We start from the raw sequence: 21,670 nt of genomic DNA on the forward strand, positions 1-21,670 counted from the left end.
GCTCCATTGTGTTTATGCTTTGCCGAAATACCGCAGCAAAGGCAGCCCATCAGGGCGCAGTGCAGGCGTGATGCGCGAGGTATGCACCACCGGCGTCGCTTCGTGGGTGATAATGCGGTAAGCGCCGCTTTCTTCCATCATGTCCTGCGCCCGGCGATACATCTCGTCGCGCTTGGCCACATCAGCTTCAGCGCTTGCAGCCGCGTGCAGCGCATCGAATTCCGGGTTGCGGAAGCGTTCCCAGTTCCAGATGCCCGCCTGGTCGGTGGTGAACCATGCCGTTGCATAGGACGGATCAGGGGCCATCGAAAAGCGGTTGAGCACCAGTTGCAGATCAGGGTTGTCACCGCTGGCCCAGAAGGCACCGGATTCCAGCAGGTTGATCTCAACCGTGATGCCAATCTGCGACAGCGTGGCCTGAATGATCTGCGCGGTGGTGGTGAATTCGGTCTTGTTCAGCACGTCAAGCGCAAGCGTCACATTGGTTTCACCAGACTCCGCCAGCAATTCCGCCGCTTTGGCAAAATCTGCCTCGGGGGCGACCATTTCGGTCGGGCGATGCCCGATCAGGCCGGGGGCGATGATGCCTGTCGACGGGGCCACTGCACCGAAATAGGCCGCTTGCAGGATCGACGGCACGTCGATGGCATGCTGAATGGCCTGCCGCAGCTTGATGTTCTGCAATTTGGGATGATCAAGGTTCATCCCCAACCAGACGTAATAGAGCGACGGATTCTCGATCAGTGATCCGCCATTTGGCACGCCTGCGCGGTAACGCTCGACCGAACCCAGCGAGACGCGGGTCAGATCAAGTTCGCCCGCATCAAAGGCGATCTCGGCGGTGTTTTCATCGTCAATCGGCAGAATTTCGATGGTATCCCATGCCGGTGCGTCGCCCTTCCAGTCTGGGTTGCGCTTGAGCACGGTCTTTTCCTTGGCGCTCCAGCTGTCACGCAAGTATGGCCCGGATTCCGCAACCGGATCGGTGCCGATGCGCCCGCCTGCGGCCTCTGTCGCGGCCTTGGACACGATGTTGCCGGTGATATACGGCAGCGCGATGGTCCAGATTGGCGCAAAGGGATCGTTCAGCACGATTGTGCCTTCGCGTTCGCCGGTGACCTCAACATGGCTCAGCGGACCCATGTCGGGTTTGTTGGGGGATTCAGTGGCGTCCGCAATGATACGCTCGAACGAGAATTTCACGTCCTCGGCGGTCATCGCGCCATGGCCGTTGGTGAACCCGATGTCATCACGCAGGGCGAATTTGATGTGGGTCGGATCGGCCTGTTCGATCATTGCCGCCGCATCCATCTGCCAGCCCCATTCGGTACCCGGCGTATACTGGATCAGCTTGTTGTAGACTGAGGCATGGATGCTTTCATCCACCACCCCAACGCTGTGCGCGGGGTCCATTGTGCTCAGGTCGCCATAGGACCGCACCCGCAGCACGCCATCGACCTGCGCCATCGCTCGCGATGCAAATCCCATCGGCAGCAATGATGCAGCACCCAGCGCCGTCGCCCCTTTCAGGAAATTCCTGCGGCCAACAGCCGCCTTCTTCCATTCGATTTTCATGTCAATTCTCCTTGTTGGTTGTTTAAAGAAGCCCGCGTGGGATGGCCTGCGACCATTCTTTTGTCAGGACTTCGGTTTTGGTTGCGCCTTCAACAGCGCGCAGACTGCGGTGCAGGTAGAAATTTTCTGCATCGCAGGTCATTGTATTTTCGGTGTTGATCTCAACTTCCCAGTCGACGCGACGGTAGGTGAAAACCCAGTGCGCATCGAACCGCGCACTGGCCGGATCATCGGGATGAATGGTGTACCGGGTGCTGACCTGACTGCCGGCCTCCAGCCCGTTTTGCGCAAGGCAGGTTGCGCCGAAATCGTCAAAGCTTTCCTGAATGATCTGGCCGCCAAGATCCGTGATTGTTGCCACCCGCGATGAGGGCGTGCGCAGGGTATCGGCCTCAACCGTCGGAAAGGCGCGGGGCGCGCCGGGGGCCGCTGTTGCGATCTCGGATGCCACGGACCGAACCGGCAGATCCAGCGCGCATTCTGCCAGATCAAGCGTGATCCGGGCGGGTTTCGGTGATGGCCAGACGATGGGCCAATAGCTGCTGGACAGTGCCAGCCGTAACCGATGACCTGCCCGCAGGTGATGGGCGCAGGCGTTCAGGGCAAACCGGGCGGTGTAACGTTGCCCCGGGATCAGGGCCTGCGGGGTTTCATGGCTGTCGTGATGCGTCAGATTGAAGGGCCTGTAGGCGATCCGCTGGGACACGCCATCGGACGACACATCACACAGGCGCGCGACAATCTGCGCCACCGGCTGGTCCACTGTGAAGGAAATAGAAAGCTCCGCCCGCCCCATCAGTTCCAGTGGTGCCTCCAGCGGCAGATCAAAACAGACCGATGCCGCATCATCATCCTGCTGGTCGCCTGCAAGTTCGTTATCGATGCGCATGCCGGGGCAAAAGTATCCGCTGGCCTTCCCGACGCTGAGCGCGGTCGCCACAGTCATCTCCCCCGTGGTCGGCTGATCGGCCAACATACCTGCGCCGGGATACACCCGCCGCATGCTGACATTCGGCGAAGGCCAGCTTGCTTCCGCGATCCAGCGACCTTTTCGGGGTTTGTTCGTGGCGCTTGGGTCGTAATGTTCCTGCATGAAGGCGCGGTAGTCTGGCAGGTCTTCGGCACCGTTCTGTTCGCCCTTGAGCCAGCGGTCGAACCAGCCGGTCACCTCTGAATGTATATCCGCAGCGCCCAGCTTGGACAGATGGGCATAGCGATGCTCCCACGGACCAAGCAATGCCTTGGCGGGGGCTTTCATGTTCTCGACCAGTTGCGCAGGCGCGTTAACATAGGCATCCGACCAACCGGTCACCGCCAGAACAGGCACTTGAATGCGGCTGTAATCCTCGCAGACAGACCCATGTTTCCAGAATGCGTCGCGGGTCGAATGGGTCAGCCAGTCGGCGGCCATGAATGGCAGCTTCTCCATCCTTTCGATCCAGTCCGCACGCCAGTCAGGGCGGTTGGACGGATCGGGTGGGCGGGACTGATAGGCAAACATCTGCGCCGCCCAGCCAGCGTTATCGCTCAGCAGACAGCCGCCCATGAAGTGGATGTCATCGGCATAGCGATCTGTGGTCGAGGCAATCGAGACAACAGCCTTGAGCGCTTCGGGCTGACGATAGGCCAGTTGCAGCCCGTTGAAGCCGCCCCATGAAATGCCGATCATCCCGACCTTGCCATCGGACCAGTCCTGTGCTGCGATCCAGGCAAGCACAGCTTCCCCATCGCGCAACTCCTGCTCGGAATATTCATCGTCAAAAAGGCCGTCGGAATCGCCGGTTCCGGCAATGTCGACGCGGATGCAGGCATAGCCGGCTTCGGCAAAAACGGCATGGGTCGTCGCATCGCGCGCGGCGGTACCGTCGCCTTTGCGATAGGGGAGGTATTCCAGAATACAGGGAAACGGCCCTTTGCCCTGCGGCATCCACATATGGGCCGCCAGACGCCGCCCATCAGGCAGATCGATCCAGAAATTATCGGTCACTGCGATTCGCTGCATCTGCTCCCCCCTAATGCTCAGTAAGAAGAATGCAGGCACGTATTTCTTACAATCACGCGAGTTTACGCTAGACTAAGCAAGTGTTAGCACTAGTGCATATAGTTGCTTATGGATCTGACCCATGGATGAAAATTTCGCAAAAAATCTTAGGCACATATGTGCAGAGCGGGTTTCGACCGCGCAAATCTGCCGGGAAATCGGGATCAACCCGCAGCAGTTCAACCGTTATCTCAGTGGGGCGGGAATGCCATCAGCGCATAATCTGCGCCGGATCGCGCTCTATTTTGATGTCATGGAACACCAGCTTCTTTCCGATAACGCGACATTTGTTGCTGCACGGGGGCATCTGAACCGGAACCGCCCATCGGTGCACAAGGATCCCTTTGCAAATGCCTTCCCCGGCGATTTGGCACGGCTCAGGCACTATGCCGGTGCCTATCATATCCATTTTCTGACACCGTCCTGGCCGGATCACATCATGATTGGTGCAACATTCATTGACGAAGAAAACGGCCAGATGAACACGCGCACAATTGAACGCGGACGGGGACCGTCGCAGGAACGTCTGCAACGCACACGCTATGATGGTCGCTGCAGTTTCCATGGCAGCCGCATTTTCGTGGTCGAATTCGAAAGTGAACAGGAAGGATCGATCACCGAGACGGTGCTTTATCCGGCACACCGACAGCAAAGAACCTATTTGCGTGGGATGACACTGGGCCTCGCATGGCGCCCGCGGCGCATGCCCTATTCCTCCCGGGCCATCTGGAAAAAGATCGAGAGCCGTGTATCCCTGCGCAGCGCACTGGAAAAATGCGGCATCTATCCGGTCAACCACGCGTCAATCGACCCGACCATCCGCAACTTCCTGCTTGAGAAAACGGGAATGGCTGGAGAGGAATAGGCGCAAGGCACCCCGCAAGGGGTGACCTGCATCAATCGTTGTCGGTCAGGCCTGCACCAGCACCCCGCGCGCGGCTTTCGTCAGTGGCGGGCGCAAATGTCCGGTGTGCAAATCGGCTGAGCGTCGCCCAGCATTCGGACGATACCTGCGCCCTGATCACCGGCTCTTTCGGGCCTTGCATGACTGCGGGTGCCGAAACGGTCATCAGGAGCGTGTGATCGGATGACAGGCCATCCTGCCCTTCGGTACAAAGCTGATGGCCGTCTGTTGTCAGCCGCACGCCATCCCAGGCCACCGAAACCGGGGTTTTCAGACGCAGGGCCGCACCGCCAAGGAACGGCACAACCAGCAAGGGATAGCTGACACTTTGCAATTGGATTTGCCCCAAAGCCAGCAGACGCCCGGCGCAATCACTCAGCGATGCGCCCGAGATCAGCGGACTCATCCGGCCCGCTGGTGCCTTCCAGACCCCTTCAAGTGACATTGGCGACACGTCAATTTCGGCGCGGCGGTCGTTGAGTTCCAGCAGGTTGGCCAGCAGTTGCGGCCCAGGCAGATCAAAGGAGGCAAGCCACCGCGTGCCTTTCGCCGCTTCCTCGGCCAATCCCCAAGACAACCCCGATCCGCGCGCCGCGCGCTTGCTCAGCGCCTCAATCTCGTTCAGCGAAAAGGTCATGCGCTCCCCTCCGTCACGTCGGGATAAATCCAGAAATCGGCGTTGTTCGGGACAAGTTCATCTGGATAGGGCGCATTGCCATACAGGCAGATACGCACCCAGCGGTCAGACCGTGGATCAAATTGGGTGGCGCCAAAGAACGACAGTTTGCAGCGCAGCATGTCAATCGGCAGGATGGTACTGCTGATCGTGTTGTCGCGGATTTCAGCATAGGGCGCGCGGCCCACGATCTGAACCCGGCGCACCGTATGGCGGTGGCGGGGATGGCGCAGCAGGAATTCGGCGATCTGCACGTCATCGGGCCAATGGGTCAGCGCCTCGAAAAGCGCTGCCGCATCCCGACCGGGGGCCAGCGGTTGTTCGTATTCCTCAATCGGCTCTTCAAAGCGTTCGCCAAGGCGCGGCTCCAGCTTTTCCTCGGATACATACCAGGCGCGCGCCTTGTTCGCGGGCATTTTCCAGTCGGTATCCAGCGCCCAGCCATAAATGTCGGCAATCTGTTTGCGCATCGCACCAACAGTCATGCCACCGGATATCCGGAAATTGGCGTTGGTGTCGGCGGCCATGCGGGCGGCGAGGTGATCCACCTTCGCGCCGTAAGGTTCAAGCATCAGAGAGGACAGCCATTCCTGCCCTTCAGAGGTCAGGTTGGCGACAGCCCATTGAAAGAGCCGGTCCCATGGGTGCCTGTCCGAAAAGGAGAACCCGTCCAGATATGTGGTAATGCTGGCAAGATCAGCGCGCAGATCGGCAAGCTTTTTCACTTGCGCGGGATGATCTGACCGCCATGCGGCGATGGTCTTCTGACTGCGTTGCACCAGTTCGCGAAACAGCGTCACCTCAGCCGGGGTCGCCGTTTCGATGTCGCGCACCAGTCGGATGGCTTCTTCGCGGGCGGTGATCCAATTGTTGAACAACAAAGGATGGTTGAGCAGAAATGGTGCCATGCCCAGACCTGTTGAATTACCGATGCCAAGGGACCTTGCGATGCCCGGATCAAGTGCGGCTGCGGTTTGTCCGGCGGCGGCGGCGCGGGTGTTGGCCATATGCTGCACCAGATCGCGCACGAACCAGCGGGTCAGGAAAACCGACAGCATCTCAACCTGAAACGGGGACTGAAACTCGGACCGGTCGGCGAGCATTTCGCGGTCAGCGGCACCCAGCTTGCCCGACCCATAGACCGCCGTGGTGCGCATCAGATATCCTACGGCCTCGATCTGATTCGTGTCGGGCTGCTGACCAGCGGCCAGTTGCGAGACCACATGTTCCCACAGCCGCACGGACCGGTTTGCCCGCGACACAGACAGTTCGCGGCTGGTGACGCGGCCCGCCTCTTGGAGCGGAATGTTTTGCGACAGGCGCGCAATATCGGCATCCGTCGGCACCCCGTCAAAGAGGGTGAAAGTCGCATCCCATGCCTCTGCAATGACCCGGTCAGAGCGGCTTTCGGGGGGCAGATCATGGGCGAACGCCACGAGAGAATAACTGTGTTCCGGCCCGTGAGCGGTGTAGACTGCGTGGCCGACGCCGATCTCATCCACGTCAAAGGCGGTCTGTTCAAACCGCCAGCCTTCGCTGGCGAGTCGGCGGGTCAAGACGCGCATAAAGGACAGGCGCGACTGATGAAAACTGCCCAATCGGGCAAGGCGCATCACGAGATTTGGATCGCGGAGTTCTATGGCAGACATGGCATCCTCATCTGGTTTTAAAGCACAGTGGAATGTCCGGGCGGCAGGAACCGCCCGGACAAGGGTAACATCAAAGTTGCTTGCCCTTCGCAATCGTGATGCGCAGCGCGTCCCAAAGCGAGGGCAGCAGGATCAGCGATACTGGCACGGCGGTCACCACGATGAAGCTTTGCAGCTTGGACACACCGCCCGATCCGACAGATATCAGGATGATCGCCATGATCCCCATGGTCACACCCCAGAACACCCGGATCGCAGCAGGCGGCATGTCACCATCGCTCATTGTAGAGGCGATGACATAGCTCATCGAGTCGCCCGTGGTGGCCACAAAGATCGTGGTCAGGATCAGGAACAGCACCGACACGAAAAAGCCAAGCGGCAGGTTGGTGGTAATGGCCAGCAAGGCCGCAGGCAGGTTGAACCCTTCGAAGGCCGCCGAGATGGTGCCCGGCTCTGCCAGTTCCATCGAAATACCCGTGCCGCCGATGATGGTGAACCAGAAGTTGGTGACGATGGGTGCGACGATGGACAGCATGATGATGATCGACCGGATGGACCGGCCCCGCGAAATGCGGGCGATGAACATCGCCATCAGCGGGCCATACCCCATGAACCATCCCCAGAAGAACACGGTCCACCAGCCCAGCCAGCCCGGCGCGCCGAACACAGCCGCATCACCCCGGAACAGCGCCATCTGGAAAAAGTTGCCCAGATAGGTGGCAAAGCCTGAAAAGAACGATCCGAAGATGAACCCGGTCGGGCCTGCAATCAGGATGAACAGCAACAACGCGGCGGCAAGGATCACGTTGATCTTGGACAACAGCTGAATACCGCGTGACAGGCCGGTCATCGCAGAGATTGTGTATATAATGGTCAGGCCGACAATAACAGTGGCCTGCATCGCAAAACCGTCGCTGAAGCCGAAGAGCGCGGACATGCCATAGCTGACCTGCAAGCCAAGAAAGCCGATCGGCCCCACGGTTCCGGCGACCACCGCGATGATGGAAGCCGCATCCGCAATCAGGCCAATCGGGCCATTGATCGCGCGGTCGCCAAAGACCGGGTAGAGCAGCGTGCGCGGGGCCAGCGGCAGACCCTTTTCGTAGTGGTAGTGCATCAGCATTACGGTGCTCAGCGATCCAAGAATGGCCCAGGCCAGAAAGCCCCAGTGCATGAAGCTTTGCGCCATGGCGGGATTGACAGCGGCCTTCGTTGCCCCCTCTGCCCCATAAAGCGGTGGTGAGGACAAGAAATGCGCAATCGGCTCACCCGCAGCCCAGAACACGCCGCCGCCCGCAAGCAGCGTACACATGATCATCGAGCCCCATTGGAACACGGAGAATTCCGGCACGGCCAATCCGCCCATGATGGCGCGGCCACCGGGCAGAACGCACAGCACCAGCCCGATCAGGAATGTGGCCAGCAACAGGATTTGCCAGTAAAGGCCAAAATACGTTGCTGCAAAGTTGAAGCCCCAGTCGACAGCCGCCGATAGGGCGTCAAGGTTGAAAAGCGCCAAAAGACAGAAGGCCGCGATAAAGCCCCCCGAGATTGCAAAAAGCGGTTTGTTGAAACCGGTCCCGACTGGGGTTCCGGTGATGGGCGTGTCTGACATTATTACCTCCCGTAAATGCCAAGTGCCTGCCTGTCCCCTGCCCTTTTGGGCAGCGGGTCCAGACCGGCTATTTCTGATAGGGTGTGAAGTTTTCCGCGTAGAATTTGTACCAGTTGCCGCCCATGATCCCGGCGACTTCATCCTTGCTCAGGCCGGTGGCCAACAAGCCGTTTTCGATATTCCCGAAATCGCGGTTGTCGTTGAACCAGTCTGGCATTGGCGGGAAACCCGCCGCCGAGGCGGAGCCTTCGCCATAGTCGATTTCCTTGGTCCAGCGCCCGACGCGCATCCATTCGACGATGCTGTCGGGCTGGTCCTGACACAGGTCCGTGCCGATACCGAGGTGTTCGGCACCGAATTTCTCAGCGGTGCGCGCGATCATTTCGCAAAAGCTTTCCAGCGTGCAATCCGACTTGCCTTTCAGGTGATGCGGATAGACAGAAAAGCCCAGCATGCCACCGTTTTGCGTCACCGCGCGGATCACATCGTCCTTCTTGTTGCGTAGCGCGGGCGACCAGTCATAGGGGTTGGCATGGGTGATCGCGATGGGCCGCTGCGACAGATCGGCGGCCTCGATGGTGGACCGGTCCGCCGAATGGCTCATGTCGATGACCAGCCCGACGCGGTTCATTTCCTTGATGACCTGTTTGCCCATGCGGGTGATCCCGCTGTCTTCGGCCTCATAACATCCCGTCGCCAGCAAGGATTGGTTGTTATAGGTCAGCTGCATGAAGCGCGCGCCGAGCGTATGCAGAATTTCGATCAGTCCGATGTCGTCTTCCATCGGTGACGGGTTCTGAAAACCGAAAAACACCGCCGTGCGCCCGGTTTCGCGGGCGATGTCGATGTCGCTGGCCCATTGGCCCTTCATGATCAGATCGGGGAATTGTTCGAACCAGCGGTTCCATTGCTCGAAGTTCAGAACCGTTTCGCGAAAGCTTTCGTGATAGGCGATGGTGACGTGAATCGCATCCACCTTGCCCTCGCGCAACTGGCGGAAAATCTTTTCCGACCAGTTGGCATATTGCAGGTTGTCGATGCGCATCAGAGCGGTGCCCCGGCAGCGATATAGGCGGTCTTGACGGTGGTGTAGAATTCCGCCGCCGCCTTACCCTGTTCACGCGGGCCGTAAGAGCTGTCCCCACGCCCGCCAAACGGCACGTGGTAATCGGTGCCTGCGGTGGGCAGGTTCACGGTAACCACACCGGTACGCGCATTGCGGCGGAAGTGCGTGGCGCGGGCAAGGCTCTGCGTGACGATGCCGGAGGTCAGGCCAAAATTGGTGTCATTGACGGTCGCCAAGGCCTCTTCATAGCTGCCTACCTTGATGACGCTTGTCAGAGGGGCAAACATTTCCTCGCGGTTGATGCGCATATCGTTGGTGGTATTCAGAAACACGCCGGGGCTCATGTAATAGCCCTGATGCGGCATATCCAGCCGGACGCCACCGCAGGCCAGTTCGGCCCCTTCGGACTGACCCAGTTCAACGTATTTGAGGTTCTCGGCCAGTTGCTCTTCGCTGACAATCGGGCCCATCTGCACGCCCGCTTCCATCGCGTGACCGACTTTCATGGCTTTTGCCCCAGCCACCAGTTTTTCGACAAAGGCATCGTGGATGTCGGCATGCACCACCAGACGCGACGACGCCGTACATTTCTGACCGGAACCGCCAAAGGCACCGCCAAGTGCCAGTGTCACCGCCAGATCAAGGTCCGCATCATCCATCACGGCCAAAGCGTTCTTTGATCCCATTTCGGCCTGAATTTTGGTGAAATTCTGTACCGCCGCCGTGGCAATTCCGCGGCCTACCGGCACGGATCCAGTAAAAGAAACTGCGTTGATCTTTGGGCTTTCAACCAGACGCTGGCCAATGGTGCGCCCTGCCCCCATCACCAGAGAGAACAGTCCTTTGGGAATGTCCTGACGGTCGATGATCTCTGCCAGAGCGACGGCAGAGGCAGGCGTGAGATTGGCAGGTTTCCACACAACCGCGTTGCCATAGCAAAGCGCAGGCGCGATTTTCCACGACGCGGTGGCGGTCGGGAAATTCCATGGGCTGATGATGGCGACAACACCCACCGGCTCACGGCGCACGTCAACTTCAACACCGGGGCGCACAGAATCGGCGTTTTCGCCCAGTTGGCGCAAGCACTCCGCAGCGTAATAGGTAAAGAACTGGCCGGCGCGATACACCTCGCCCTTGCCTTCGGCCAGCGGCTTGCCCTCTTCGCGGCTGAGCAAGGTGCCCAGTTCTTCGGCACGCGCCATCAGTTCAGTGCCAATCGCCATCAGGACCGCTTGCTTGCGCTCCATCCCGTAGGCCGCCCATTCCACCTGCGCCACGCGCGCTTGGTCCAGTGTTGCATCCAACTGCGCGGCATCTGCCTGCGCGAACAGGCCGACGATATCGCTCAGGTCCGACGGGTTCACATTTTCAATCTCGCCTTCGCCCGCTGCCCATGCGCCGGCTATCAGGTTTTTGTGAAGTGTGCTCATGTCGTCTTTTCCCCGCTGGTTTTCGAAATACCCACGGTGATTGACATCAGATGCCGATTCACTCAATCTCAAATAACTTGAGTATATTTCAGGAAAAATGAAGTGGCGCTGAAGATTGAAATGTTCCGCTGCCTGTCAGCCGTCGCCAGAAGCGGAAATCTGAAAGACGGGGCCGAATTCCTGTCCAAGACCCCTTCTGCGGTTTCCATGACCCTCAAGCAACTTGAGGACCACCTTGGCCAAAATCTGTTCGAAAAAGACCGCAAGAACAAACTGACTCCGGTTGGGGCCTTTGTGCTGGAACAGGCCGAACGCGAGTTGCAGCATTTTGACATGACGGTCAGGGCCATTCACGATTACGCCTATGCCCGCAAAGGCCATGTGCGGCTTGCTGTGGTGCCTTCGGTCGCGGGAACAGTCATGCCGCGCTATTATGCGGAAAACCGGGACGCTCTGGCGTCCATTCATCTGGAAGTGCGGGACATGGATTCAGCCTCGGTTCTGCAGGAATTGTACTGGGGCCGCGTGGACATCGGTATTGCGACCTTCCGGGATTCGAGTATGGGGCTGTCAAGCACGCTGCTTATATCTGATCGTTTTGGTGTCGTTGCCGCGCCCGATCACCCCATTGCGGCGCAAACCGGGCCTGTGAACTGGGCGGATTTGCGGCCGGATCAATTGATCGCCAACAGTCTGTCAGCCAATATTGCCAACCCGCAATGCCGGGACCTGCATGCAAGGGCCAACCTGTCGGCGCATAATATGACCTCAATTCTGGCGATGGTCCGGGCCAATATCGGGGTGACGATCCTGCCTGAAATGGCGGTTTGGCCATTCCAGCCAGACACCCTGGTTTTCCGCCACCTCAACGATCCGACAGCAAAGCGTCAAATTCACCTGTTGCGTAAGTCAGAAACAGCCCAGTCCCCCGCAGAAGAAATGGTCGCCAACGGGATCGCCGCAACAGTCCGCAGCATTTCGTTTGATCAGGGACGGTCAAACTGACGCCACCTTTCGTTTTGCCGCAATGATTGCATCACGATCTCAATGGGCGTGAGAATAATTCAGAAATTCTGAATTCAAGTACACAAATTCGCGTTTGACTGAAGTGTTACTTTGAGTGAAATAAGGCTCATTCTTATAACACCTCAGATGGAATCATCCAATGTCCACGACCCTCAGAAAAATCGGCGGCTCTGCCAGGTTCTCTGCAATCGCATCACATGGCGGGCAGGTTCACCTTGCCGGTCAGGTTTCGCAACTGAAAGACGGCGACATCATCGCCCAGTCAGACGACGTCTTTGCCAAGGTCGATGCCCTTCTGGCAGAAGCCGGAACGGATCGTGGTCAGATCATTTCCGTGCAGGTCTGGCTGTCGGATATGGGCGACTACGCCGGGTTCAATCAGGCGTGGGACAGCTGGGTCAGCGGTATTGCACCCCCGACACGGGTCTGTGTTGAAGCACGCCTTGCGCAACCGTTTTACAAGGTCGAACTTCTGGTGATCGCTGCGGCCCCTGTTGAGGCTTTGGCCGGATAAACCCGGCCTATGTCGGGCTGACAGATTGCGGGGGGAGCGGGAGATATTCCGTTCCCCCCGCTGCGTTCAGTCCGGATAGTGCAGCACCTTGATTTCCTGATAGTCTTCCAATCCGGGCAATCCGCCTTCGCGGCCGTTGCCCGATTGTTTATAGCCCCCAAAGGGTGAGCCATATCGGAAGGGCGCGCCGTTGATATGCACCGCACCCGCCCGCAGCTTTGACGCCACCCGCTCGGCCCGCGCCTCATCACCGGTCTGGACGTAAGCCGCAAGGCCATAAGGGGTGTCATTGGCAATGGCGATGGCGTCGGCCTCATCCTCGAATGGGATAATAACAAGCACCGGACCGAAGATTTCTTCCTGCGCAATCCGCATTTCGTTGCGGACGTCGGCAAAAATGGTCGGTTTCGCGAACCATCCCACATTCAGCCCCGCAGGCCGACCCAGTCCCCCCGCGAGCAAGGTGGCCCCCTCGTCCAGCCCCAATTGGATCATGGACTGCACCCGGTCAAACTGGATCTTGTCAAAGAGCGGGCCGATGTGGTGCCCCTCCTGCGCCGGGTCGCCCACTTTGATGGCCTCGCACGCCGCCTTGGCGATGACCAAGGCCCGGTCATAACAGGACCGTTGCACCACGAGACGGGTTGGCGCGTCGCAAGATTGACCGGTATTGACCATGCAGGCCTGCACCGATTCCGTGACCTGCGTCTCAAGATCGCAGTCGTCAAACACAAGGTTGGGCGACTTGCTGCCCAGCTCCAGCGTGACACGTTTGACGGTATCGGCGGCGTCTTTGGTGATGGCGATCCCGGCGCGCAGGGAGCCGGTAAAGGACATCATCTGAATGTCCGGATGCCGCGACAGGGCCGCGCCAACGGTCGGGCCATCGCCGTAGATCAGGTTGAACACGCCGGGCGGAAAGCCTGCGGCCTCGATTATCTCGGCATAGATCATCGCGGAGAGCGGCGTGTATTCCGAGGGTTTCAGCACACAGGTGCAACCCGTCGCCAGCGCCGGAATGACCTTGAGCGCGATCTGGTTGATCGGCCAATTCCACGGTGTGATCAATCCGCAGACCCCAATGGGTTCACGCTGTTGAACATCCCCATTTGCAAGCGTTTCGCGGGCGTCCTGCCCCCGCAATGCTTCAATGAAGGCTTCCAGATGGCCGACACCCGCATCCGCCTGCGCCTCGCGCGCCAAGGTGATCGGCGCGCCCATCTCCTGACGCATGGCCTGTGCAAGGTCTTCGGTGCGGCTGCGGGTCTCGGTCAGCAACGCCTCCAGCAAAGACAGCCGTTCTGGCTGTGTTGTCTGGCCATAGCTGTCAAAGGCGGATACAGCCGCCGCAACAGCCGCGTCCACATCGCGCTGATCCCCCAGAACGATCTGCCCGATCTGCGCTTCGGTGGCCGGGTTGGTTACCGCAAACGTGCGGTCCGACTGCGGCTGGACCCACTTGCCACCGATAAAGAACTTGTCCAGATTTTCCATGACGTCTCCTGTAATGGCGGCCAGTTGTGTTTTGTGCGGTCAGCCTATTCGGCGGCCAGCCGGGTTGCGCCACGCGGCACCACTTCAAACCCGGGCTCTTCGGGTTCATCGTCGGTCATCTCGGCCGGGAAGCCATCTGCCAGAATCGACAGGCCCGTGGCATCTTCTAAGCGGCGAATGATGTCGTCAGACTGCGCGCGGCTGCCATAGCGTGTCTGACCATCTTTGAAGATGTCGATCATCAATGGGCTGATTTCGAGCGGGATGTCATGCTGTTCAGCGATCTTGTGGAACAGGCCGATATCCTTGAGCACCAGATCCATGGTGAACGAAATATCGCGGCTGCCGTTCAGAATGACCTGACCTTCGGTTTCAGCGACAAAGGATGTGCCAGACGAGATCGTGATCGCCTCATAGGTGGTGGCCATGTCCATGCCCGTGGCTTTCATCGTCACCATCGCCTCGCAGAGCGTCAGCAGGTTGGCGGTGGCCAGATAGTTGGTCATCACCTTGAGCACCGACGCAGACCCGATAGGACCCGTGTGCAGCACGCGCCGGCCCAAAGTGGTCAGCATCGGCAACATGCGCTCAAAAGTATCCCGGTCGCAGCCCGCAAAGATCGAGATATTGCCTGTAGCGGCACGGTGGCAACCGCCCGAAACCGGGCATTCGATGGGGGCGGCACCGGTGGCGCGCACCAGCTCGGCGATGCGTTTAACCTCGGTCTCGTCTGTGGTCGACATCTCGGCCCAGATCTTACCTTCGCTCAGCCCGGCGATCACGCCATCAGCGGCTTCCATCACGTCGCTACAGGCGGCAGGCGATGGCAGGCAGGTGATGATAACATCGCACATCTCAGCGAGTTCCTTTGGGCTGTCCGCGCTGCCTGCACCGCGGGCAACAAAACCATCCACAAAGTCCTGGTTCAGATCCCGCACGGTCAGGTCATACCCATTGCGCAGGATAGACCCGGCAAGTTTGCCGCCAACGTTCCCAAGTCCGATAAATCCAATTTTCATGTCCAACTTCTCCAACAAAGGGTTCATTCCGAAAAGGTGTATTCGACGTCGCTGAACGCGTTCTGGGCAAAACCATAGGCGAATGACACGCCCTCTGGCCCCGCCTCAAAGCTGTGTTCGGCGTTGCCGGGGATAAACACGGCCGATCCGCTTGTGACGGGGTTGGCAACACCCTCCAGCATCACAACGCCTGAACCGGACATGACAAAATAAAATTCGGCGGGCGGATGGCGGTGGAGGGCCAGAACGCCGCCCGCCGGGATCTGGGCCACACCCAGTACCACCTCAGCAGACTCCATCCGGTCGCTTGAGATCAGGGTCTTCCAGGTAGCGCCACCGTATTGCGGGCCAAAGCCGGTCTCGATTGGCAGGTCGTCCGCGTGGACAACATGCCGACAGATTGGGGCATTGTCGTTTGCGGCGACGTCGCTGATGAAATCTTCAATGTGCGGTGCGGTGGTCAACATGTCTGGTACTTCCCATGAGTTGGTGTGGGTAACGCTTTGTGAAAACGTTATTTCGCCATTTCACCAAAAATTAAAATGAGTAATAATGCCAAAGATGCCCAAAAAAATTTGGTGATAGAAATGCTGAACCGAACGCCCAATCTGACCTGGCTCCGCAGCTTTGAGGCCTCTGCCCGTTTGCTGAATTTCACCGAGGCTGGCCGCGAACTGGGCCTGACGCAGACAGCAATCAGCCTGCACATCAGAACGTTGGAAGACACGTTGGGATGCAAGCTCTTTATCCGCAAGGCACGTCACCTGTCTCTCAGCGCGGTTGGTGAGGCGTACCTGCACACCGTGCGGGACGCTCTCAATGCGATCGACACTGCCACGCTTAGTCTTTTTGGACCCCAGTCGAGGGGCACAATCACTGTCCGCGCCCCGATTTCCACCGCAACGCTTTGGCTGGCACCCTTTTTGCCGCAGTTCACCAAAGACTATCCCGGCATCAACATCCGGCTGGTCTCAACCATCTGGGCTACGTCGATTTCGGACGAGGATGTGGATGTGGATATCCGTCAGGGGCTAGGACACTGGCCGGGATTTGAAGCCGAAAAAATCTCGACTGAGACGATTGTCCCCATCCGACAAGCAGCAACTGCGCGTATGACGAATGGCGCATTCATTCAGGTTCTTGGCAATGAAAACATGCGAAAGATCTACATTGCAGCGCAGCCTCAGGGCCCGATTGGCGCGCTTACACAAATCACTGTGGACACAACCGTTGCCGCCGTTTCGCTTGTCGCATCGGGCGGGGGGCACTCTGTCGTTCAGGAACGATTTGCACGTCAGGCCATTGCCGCCGGTGTGAATATCGCAATCTCCGGTCCGCCGGTTCCCTTCCCGCAATCGCATTACTTTATGCAGGGCAAAACGCAAAAGGTGCACCGGCCTGAGGTCGAGGTCTTTAAAAACTGGCTGCGTGGGATTTTTGCAGATTAACTCTGCGCAAGACCCGTGAACCACCCGGCACAATCGCACCGGGTGGATCCTTGATTTCAAAGGCAGCGCCCTCAGAACATACCGTTTTCATGGGCGAATTCGGTCGGGATGCCCTGCACGGCATCCCAGTGTTCAACGATCATGCCGTCTTCAACGCGCCAAATGTCATAAAATGCGGTGGGCGTACCGTCATAGACGCCCTCGGCCTGGGTAAAGACAAAGTTGCCTTCAGCCACGACATTGTGCAGATCTGAATACCAGAACGAAATGTTGTTTTCGCCCAGATAGGCGATAAAGCCTTTCAGCCCGTCACGCGTGTCTGACACAAACGGATTATGCTGCATGTACCCCGGCGCGATGTAGCGGTCGATCTTGTCGATCTCGCCCTTCATCAGCACATCCGTGACCAGCGCAGTGACCAACGCCTTATTCTTGTCGGTCTTGTCCAGATCGGTGATTTCGGTTGCGCCATCCGTCATTGACCGACCACTTGCGGTTTCAGTGACAGTTTCCTGAATGCTGTCCCAATGCTCGGCGATCTTGCCGTCTTCAAAACGGAACACATCAATGATCACCTTGGGGCCAAAGAATTCAGCTTCCTGATGAATGACAACAAAATCGTCATCCGCGATTACACGCACCGGGTTGATAGAAACCGGCGGGTCGAGGCTTTCCAGAAAGCCGACAAATCCCAGCAGACCTTCGCGGCCATCAGCGGCCTGCGGGTTGTGCTGGATGTAGCCTTCGGCGACATGGGTCATGATGTAATCGCGGTCGCCCTTGGCAAGGCCCTGCTCCAGCAAGCCCAGCGCGATGTCCTTGTTTGCGGCGGGATCGGCGGCTGCAGAAAGACCGGTCAGGGCAATTGCTGCGGCAGCGGTTGCGGTGCGAAAGATCGTGTTCATCTGGTTCTCCTTGAATGAATGCTTGCCCGCTTGCCGGGCGTGTTGTAGTTCTACTCAAGTAGATTACTATTAGTAAGTAGGCACTTTTTAGTAACTGGAATAAAAATGAAACGACGCGAAGAAATAGAGCAAAAACTGGGACTTGACCTGTGTCCGATCCGCACAGTGCTGGCCCAGATCGGCGATAAATGGAGCCTTTTAGTCATTTTGATGCTGCGGGACGGGGAATATCGATTCTCTGCGATCCAGCGTGCGATTCCTGATATCTCGCAACGCATGCTGACCCAGACCCTGCGCAAGCTGGAGCGGGATGGGCTGGTGCGCCGGACCGTCACGCCCAGCATTCCACCGCGTGTGGATTATGCGATCACGGACTTGGGACAGTCGCTGTTCGCGCCCATCGGAGCGATGGCGCAATGGGCCGTCGAAAAGCAGCCCGAGATTGTGAAGGCGCGCAGCGTTTATGATGCGGCTTCATAAATGAGGTTGGAGGAATAGCTCCGGGCGGACCCTTTGCATCATGAGAACACCGCTTGAATGTCGGTGTACTGGCAGGCCCTTCTTCGCCGAATTCAACCCCGATGCCAGCAGATTTGACGCCGCCAAAAGGCGCATTGGGTAGGATCGCCATTCAGCGTCAGCGTCTGGGGAAGTTCCTCACGCAAATTTTAGATCAACCTCTTGGCTGATCTGACATGCTGAACTTTCAGCTTCTTCATTTTTTGATCTTCACTGAAGCACCGCATGATCGGGTCTGTCGGAGGCCCGATGCCCTCCCCCTATTGAAAGGTTCAGATGCGGGAGTATCGCCGCGGAAATTGGAGCGATTGCCGGTTTATGGACAATCTTATCCTTAACGAGTCATTCACCTGACAGCACCTAAATCCTCACCAGCAACACGTTGATGCGAGGCTCAAGCCGCCTTCCGTAAATACGGCTGCGGCTGCTGATCCATGGGTCGGCCAAGACTTTAGCGGTGAGATCACAGTCCAATGGCGACAAACACATTCGAAGCATTCTATCTGGGCGTTTTTTCCGATCTCGACCCGAACGAAGGCAATTTCCAGTCAGAGAATTCCAGCTCGCTGCTTGGCCTGACCTTTGGCGGGTCAGAAGCGCCGCTTTATGACAGCATCGATAGCCTGACGACGAATGATGCCAATAACGATGGCGCTATCGCGGAAAACGACAACGGGCAGGCAGGCGAAAACCTGATTTTTGGCGGTGTTGCTTCCACGCTCGACAGTGTCATCGAGTACAACGTGACAATCACCTATGTCGATGGCACCACGGCGACGACGCGAATCGTGCTGCTGCAGGATGTTTCCGGCCGCGTCTTTATGGCTCCGTTTACTGCGGGTAGTGGATTCAACCCGGCCTTGGGTGCCAAGCCAATAGAATCGATGAGACTCGATTCCATTGCGGGTGACAGTTACTCCGGCGTTTATGCCACCACCGAGCAGGACGCCTTTATCGACGGCACGGTCGATGGCACCGCTGGCAATGATAATATGGGAACCAGCTATACCGACGCGGATGGCACCCAGATGAACGCCTATGGTGGCGATGATACTGTTGATGCGGGTGCGGGCGATGACACCATCGACTCTGGCGGCGGGAATGATCTGATTTCGGGCGGGAGCGGAGCGGACAGCATTTCCGGAGGCGGCGGCGATGACACGATCGACGGTGGCGCGGGCGATGACACGATCGGAGGCGGAGGTGGCGACGATCTGATTTTTGGCGGCGACGGCAACGATTCCATCACCGATAATGGCGCATTTTCGGAAGACACGATCGATGGTGGCGCGGGCAACGACAGCATTTACGCAGGTGGCGGCAATGACCTGATCTATGGTGGCACCGGATCTGACACCATCGACGGCCATGACGGTGATGACACGATCTATGGCGGCGAGAACCCCGCAACATCCGTGGGCGGGTCAAACGCCGTCGGCACCAGCTATACCGTCATCCACCTCGGGTCCGGTGGCGCAATTGATGACAACGAAGGCAACTTTGGCAATGAAAACGCGGGCGCGCTTTTGGGGTCTTATGGGGGTGCGGGCAATGAGCTTTATAAAACACTCCAGAATGCAATTGTCTCGGATACCAACGACAACACACGTATAGACCTCGATCACGATGCCGCGCCCGAAACGATCAACATCGGGGGTCAGGACAAGCTGATCGACTCAGCGGTGGTTTATAATGCGACCGTCACTTTCACCGATGCGACCAGCGGTATTTTCACCGCTGTTGTGATCCAGACCACGGACGGCGAAGTGTACGTGATGCCGGAGTTGACCGACAACGCCGACAACACGCTGCTGACCAGCAAACCCATCCAAAGTATATCTCTTGATACGGTCAATACCAGCTTTACCAACGTCACTGCGGCGCGACTGGATGCGGACTATGCGTTGCCCGGTGACAGCGATACCTCTGCTGACGTTATTGACGGCGGCGCGGGTAATGATCAGATCTATGGCGGGGCTGGCAGAGATACCATCGATGGCGGGTCGGGTGACGACTACATGGACGGCGGAGACGATGAGGACAGTTTCATTGTCGAGGACGGGTTTGGCAATGACACCATCGTCGGCGGCGAAGGTGGTACCGACCATGATATCATCGGGCTGGACAACCTCACGGGGCCTGTCACGGTTACCTTTACGGGCGAAGAATCGGGGACCATTACGAATGGCACCGATACGATTTCCTTTAGTGAGATCGAAGAAGTTATCGGCACCAATCAGGGCAACCTTTTTGATCTGTCTGGGCGCACGGATAACAACTCCTATGTCTTTTCCGGCGGCGGCGACGATACGATCATCGGGGGCTCGGGCCAGGACGACCTGCGCGGCGGCGACGGCAACGATTCTATCGAAGGCGGCGCGGGCGGCGGCAATCTGGAAGGCGGCGCGGGCAACGACACGGTCACCGGCGGAAGCGGCAACGAAGACATTTACGGCGGTACGGGGGATGACAGCCTGTCAGGCGGCGGCGGCGATGACTGGTTTTCCGCCGGTTCAGGTGCCGACACTGTCGAGGGCGGCGCAGGCGACGACGACATTGATCTGCAAGGCGACACGGACCGCGATCTGGTGGTGTTCAGCGACGGCGATGGCAATGACACAATCTATGGCTTTGACCTGAACGACAGTGGCGATGGTACGACCGTGGATCAGTTTGATCTGTCCGGGCTGACAAATGCCGGCGGCAGTCCGGTCAACTATTATGATGCGGTGATCACCGACACCATTGGTGATGGTTCGGGTGATGCAATTCTCAGTTTCCCGAATGGGGAAACCATCACTCTGGTTGGCATCCAACCTTCGCAGGTCGACAGCCAACAACAGTTTTTCGCGATGGGCATCAGCTGTTTCACCGCAGGAACGATGATCAGGACACCAACAGGCGAAATCGCAATAGAGGATCTGCGCCCGGGCGACATGGTTACAACACTGGAACACGGAGACCAGCCCGTACGCTGGACCGCCTGCTCAGAAGTGGCTGTTGAAAAGGCTCCTTTGCCTGATGGCGTGCTTCCGGTCAGGATCAAACCGGGCGTCATGGGAAACCGGCGGGCGCTTTTGGTGTCGCCACAACATTGCATCCTATTGCGCATCGACGATACTTCGACGCCATTCTACGTGCGGGCAAAGCATCTCGCAGAGGAATCCCATCTGGCCTCTTTTGCACGGGGGCGTCGGTGCGTGACCTATGCACATGTTCTTCTGGATCAGCATGCAACCCTGATTTCCAACGACATCCCAAGCGAAAGCTTTTACCCCGGCCCTATGGCTCTTAAAACGATGTCAGCACTCAACCGAATGACCCTGTTCGCCCTCCTGCCCGACCTCGCTGCCAAGCCAGTCGAAAACGCCTATGGCGCGCGTGCATTGCCTATCCTGAAACGGCGCGAAGTACGGAAGTTGATTGCAGAAAGCCTTTTGGTCAGGCCGCGAGCGATGGAGGTAAATCCAAAACCCTGCCAGCCAAATTATGGACAGGCGCACGCTAGTCAGGCGTAGGCAAAGGTAACACGCCATAAATTCTGTTGCTGCAAACGGACCATTCGGAAGCCTCAATGCAGCGCTGAAATATCTTCTTTCAGACAGTGTGATGGAAGTCAGGTTTTCTCGGCGGATCTTGGGGCACCTTCCGCAGAGGCACAGGGTCTTGATAGGCTGCGGTGATCGGATAGCACCGTTCAACCCACGCAGACTGAGCCCCCCCAACCGATCTTAACAGTATCGGTTGGGGTGTTTTTGGTGCGTCCGCAGCGGGTAAATTCGATCGCGA

At 58.2% G+C, this 21,670-nt stretch carries 17 protein-coding genes; 6 read left to right on the forward strand and 11 right to left on the reverse strand.

Annotation, left to right across the window (positions count from 1 at the left end):
* Positions 1 to 12: 12 nt before the first annotated feature.
* Entirely contained in the window at positions 13 to 1,575 is a 1,563-nt protein-coding gene (locus tag ACEWL3_RS12825) for an ABC transporter substrate-binding protein (RefSeq protein ID WP_386182729.1), read from the reverse strand.
* A gap of 22 nt (positions 1,576 to 1,597) precedes the next feature.
* Entirely contained in the window at positions 1,598 to 3,577 is a 1,980-nt protein-coding gene (locus ACEWL3_RS12830; RefSeq protein ID WP_386182731.1) for a CocE/NonD family hydrolase, read from the reverse strand.
* A gap of 121 nt (positions 3,578 to 3,698) precedes the next feature.
* Here ACEWL3_RS12830 and ACEWL3_RS12835 point away from each other — a divergent pair, with 121 nt between their 5' ends.
* Positions 3,699 to 4,481 (forward strand): helix-turn-helix domain-containing protein, encoded by a 783-nt coding sequence (locus ACEWL3_RS12835; protein WP_435000992.1) that lies wholly within the window; start codon positions 3,699 to 3,701, stop codon positions 4,479 to 4,481.
* A 31-nt stretch (positions 4,482 to 4,512) separates the two neighbouring features.
* On the opposite strand, the gene ACEWL3_RS12840 is transcribed toward ACEWL3_RS12835, so the two are convergent.
* From ACEWL3_RS12840 to ACEWL3_RS12860, 5 genes are all read right to left on the reverse strand, one after another.
* Positions 4,513 to 5,157, reverse strand: coding sequence for a DUF3726 domain-containing protein (locus ACEWL3_RS12840; protein WP_386182735.1), 645 nt, complete (start codon positions 5,155 to 5,157; stop codon positions 4,513 to 4,515).
* A complete protein-coding gene (locus tag ACEWL3_RS12845) occupies positions 5,154 to 6,845 on the reverse strand; it encodes a hypothetical protein (protein ID WP_386182737.1) in 1,692 nt (563 codons plus the stop codon). Before ACEWL3_RS12845 ends, ACEWL3_RS12840 begins: the two co-directional genes overlap by 4 nt.
* Before the next feature lie 70 nt (positions 6,846 to 6,915).
* Complete coding sequence (locus ACEWL3_RS12850) at positions 6,916 to 8,460, reverse strand: BCCT family transporter (RefSeq protein WP_386182739.1); 1,545 nt, start codon at positions 8,458 to 8,460, stop codon at positions 6,916 to 6,918.
* Positions 8,461 to 8,527: 67 nt separating this feature from the next.
* Entirely contained in the window at positions 8,528 to 9,505 is a 978-nt protein-coding gene (locus ACEWL3_RS12855) for a membrane dipeptidase (RefSeq protein WP_386182740.1), read from the reverse strand.
* Entirely contained in the window at positions 9,505 to 10,956 is a 1,452-nt protein-coding gene (locus tag ACEWL3_RS12860; protein WP_386182742.1) for an aldehyde dehydrogenase family protein, read from the reverse strand. The genes ACEWL3_RS12855 and ACEWL3_RS12860 overlap by 1 nt, the downstream gene beginning before the upstream one ends.
* Before the next feature lie 102 nt (positions 10,957 to 11,058).
* Here ACEWL3_RS12860 and ACEWL3_RS12865 point away from each other — a divergent pair, with 102 nt between their 5' ends.
* Positions 11,059 to 11,961: a LysR family transcriptional regulator gene (locus tag ACEWL3_RS12865; RefSeq protein ID WP_386182744.1), complete on the forward strand. Its 903-nt coding sequence runs from the start codon at positions 11,059 to 11,061 to the stop codon at positions 11,959 to 11,961.
* A 160-nt stretch (positions 11,962 to 12,121) separates the two neighbouring features.
* Positions 12,122 to 12,496 (forward strand): RidA family protein, encoded by a 375-nt coding sequence (locus ACEWL3_RS12870; RefSeq protein WP_114878089.1) that lies wholly within the window; start codon positions 12,122 to 12,124, stop codon positions 12,494 to 12,496.
* Between the two features lie 66 nt (positions 12,497 to 12,562).
* Here ACEWL3_RS12870 and ACEWL3_RS12875 read toward each other — a convergent pair whose 3' ends face one another.
* Genes ACEWL3_RS12875 through ACEWL3_RS12885 form a run of 3 tightly spaced genes read right to left on the reverse strand, consistent with a single transcriptional unit; the run spans position 12,563 to position 15,476 of the window.
* On the reverse strand, positions 12,563 to 13,990 hold the full coding sequence (locus tag ACEWL3_RS12875; protein WP_386182746.1) for an aldehyde dehydrogenase family protein: 1,428 nt from the start codon (positions 13,988 to 13,990) through the stop codon (positions 12,563 to 12,565).
* Positions 13,991 to 14,034: 44 nt separating this feature from the next.
* Entirely contained in the window at positions 14,035 to 15,009 is a 975-nt protein-coding gene (locus ACEWL3_RS12880; RefSeq protein ID WP_386182747.1) for an NAD(P)-dependent oxidoreductase, read from the reverse strand.
* Between the two features lie 23 nt (positions 15,010 to 15,032).
* On the reverse strand, positions 15,033 to 15,476 hold the full coding sequence (locus ACEWL3_RS12885; protein WP_386182749.1) for a cupin domain-containing protein: 444 nt from the start codon (positions 15,474 to 15,476) through the stop codon (positions 15,033 to 15,035).
* 120 nt (positions 15,477 to 15,596) lie between these two features.
* Between ACEWL3_RS12885 and ACEWL3_RS12890 the strand changes: the two genes are divergently transcribed.
* A complete protein-coding gene (locus ACEWL3_RS12890) occupies positions 15,597 to 16,457 on the forward strand; it encodes a LysR substrate-binding domain-containing protein (protein ID WP_386182751.1) in 861 nt (286 codons plus the stop codon).
* Positions 16,458 to 16,528: 71 nt separating this feature from the next.
* Here the strand turns inward: ACEWL3_RS12890 and ACEWL3_RS12895 are convergent, their stop codons facing one another.
* On the reverse strand, positions 16,529 to 17,362 hold the full coding sequence (locus ACEWL3_RS12895; RefSeq protein ID WP_386182753.1) for a nuclear transport factor 2 family protein: 834 nt from the start codon (positions 17,360 to 17,362) through the stop codon (positions 16,529 to 16,531).
* A gap of 105 nt (positions 17,363 to 17,467) precedes the next feature.
* Between ACEWL3_RS12895 and ACEWL3_RS12900 the strand changes: the two genes are divergently transcribed.
* Entirely contained in the window at positions 17,468 to 17,842 is a 375-nt protein-coding gene (locus ACEWL3_RS12900) for a winged helix-turn-helix transcriptional regulator (protein ID WP_386182755.1), read from the forward strand.
* Positions 17,843 to 18,354: 512 nt separating this feature from the next.
* On the forward strand, positions 18,355 to 21,399 hold the full coding sequence (locus tag ACEWL3_RS12905) for a Hint domain-containing protein (RefSeq protein ID WP_386182757.1): 3,045 nt from the start codon (positions 18,355 to 18,357) through the stop codon (positions 21,397 to 21,399).
* Positions 21,400 to 21,670: the final 271 nt, after the last annotated feature.

The sequence above is a fragment of the Sulfitobacter sediminivivens genome, assembly GCF_042611115.2.
Classification (GTDB): domain Bacteria; phylum Pseudomonadota; class Alphaproteobacteria; order Rhodobacterales; family Rhodobacteraceae; genus Sulfitobacter; species Sulfitobacter sediminivivens.

Coding starts and splice junctions, on each gene's coding strand:
- ACEWL3_RS12860 (WP_386182742.1), bottom strand. CDS start 10,956: ATGAGCACACTTCACAAAAACCTGATAGCCGGCGCATGGGCAGCGGGC.
- ACEWL3_RS12840 (WP_386182735.1), bottom strand. CDS start 5,157: ATGACCTTTTCGCTGAACGAGATTGAGGCGCTGAGCAAGCGCGCGGCG.
- ACEWL3_RS12895 (WP_386182753.1), bottom strand. CDS start 17,362: ATGAACACGATCTTTCGCACCGCAACCGCTGCCGCAGCAATTGCCCTG.
- ACEWL3_RS12900 (WP_386182755.1), top strand. CDS start 17,468: ATGAAACGACGCGAAGAAATAGAGCAAAAACTGGGACTTGACCTGTGT.
- ACEWL3_RS12855 (WP_386182740.1), bottom strand. CDS start 9,505: ATGCGCATCGACAACCTGCAATATGCCAACTGGTCGGAAAAGATTTTC.
- ACEWL3_RS12845 (WP_386182737.1), bottom strand. CDS start 6,845: ATGTCTGCCATAGAACTCCGCGATCCAAATCTCGTGATGCGCCTTGCC.
- ACEWL3_RS12850 (WP_386182739.1), bottom strand. CDS start 8,460: ATGTCAGACACGCCCATCACCGGAACCCCAGTCGGGACCGGTTTCAAC.
- ACEWL3_RS12875 (WP_386182746.1), bottom strand. CDS start 13,990: ATGGAAAATCTGGACAAGTTCTTTATCGGTGGCAAGTGGGTCCAGCCG.
- ACEWL3_RS12905 (WP_386182757.1), top strand. CDS start 18,355: ATGGCGACAAACACATTCGAAGCATTCTATCTGGGCGTTTTTTCCGAT.
- ACEWL3_RS12870 (WP_114878089.1), top strand. CDS start 12,122: ATGTCCACGACCCTCAGAAAAATCGGCGGCTCTGCCAGGTTCTCTGCA.
- ACEWL3_RS12830 (WP_386182731.1), bottom strand. CDS start 3,577: ATGCAGCGAATCGCAGTGACCGATAATTTCTGGATCGATCTGCCTGAT.
- ACEWL3_RS12835 (WP_435000992.1), top strand. CDS start 3,699: ATGGATGAAAATTTCGCAAAAAATCTTAGGCACATATGTGCAGAGCGG.
- ACEWL3_RS12825 (WP_386182729.1), bottom strand. CDS start 1,575: ATGAAAATCGAATGGAAGAAGGCGGCTGTTGGCCGCAGGAATTTCCTG.
- ACEWL3_RS12885 (WP_386182749.1), bottom strand. CDS start 15,476: ATGTTGACCACCGCACCGCACATTGAAGATTTCATCAGCGACGTCGCC.
- ACEWL3_RS12880 (WP_386182747.1), bottom strand. CDS start 15,009: ATGAAAATTGGATTTATCGGACTTGGGAACGTTGGCGGCAAACTTGCC.
- ACEWL3_RS12890 (WP_386182751.1), top strand. CDS start 15,597: ATGCTGAACCGAACGCCCAATCTGACCTGGCTCCGCAGCTTTGAGGCC.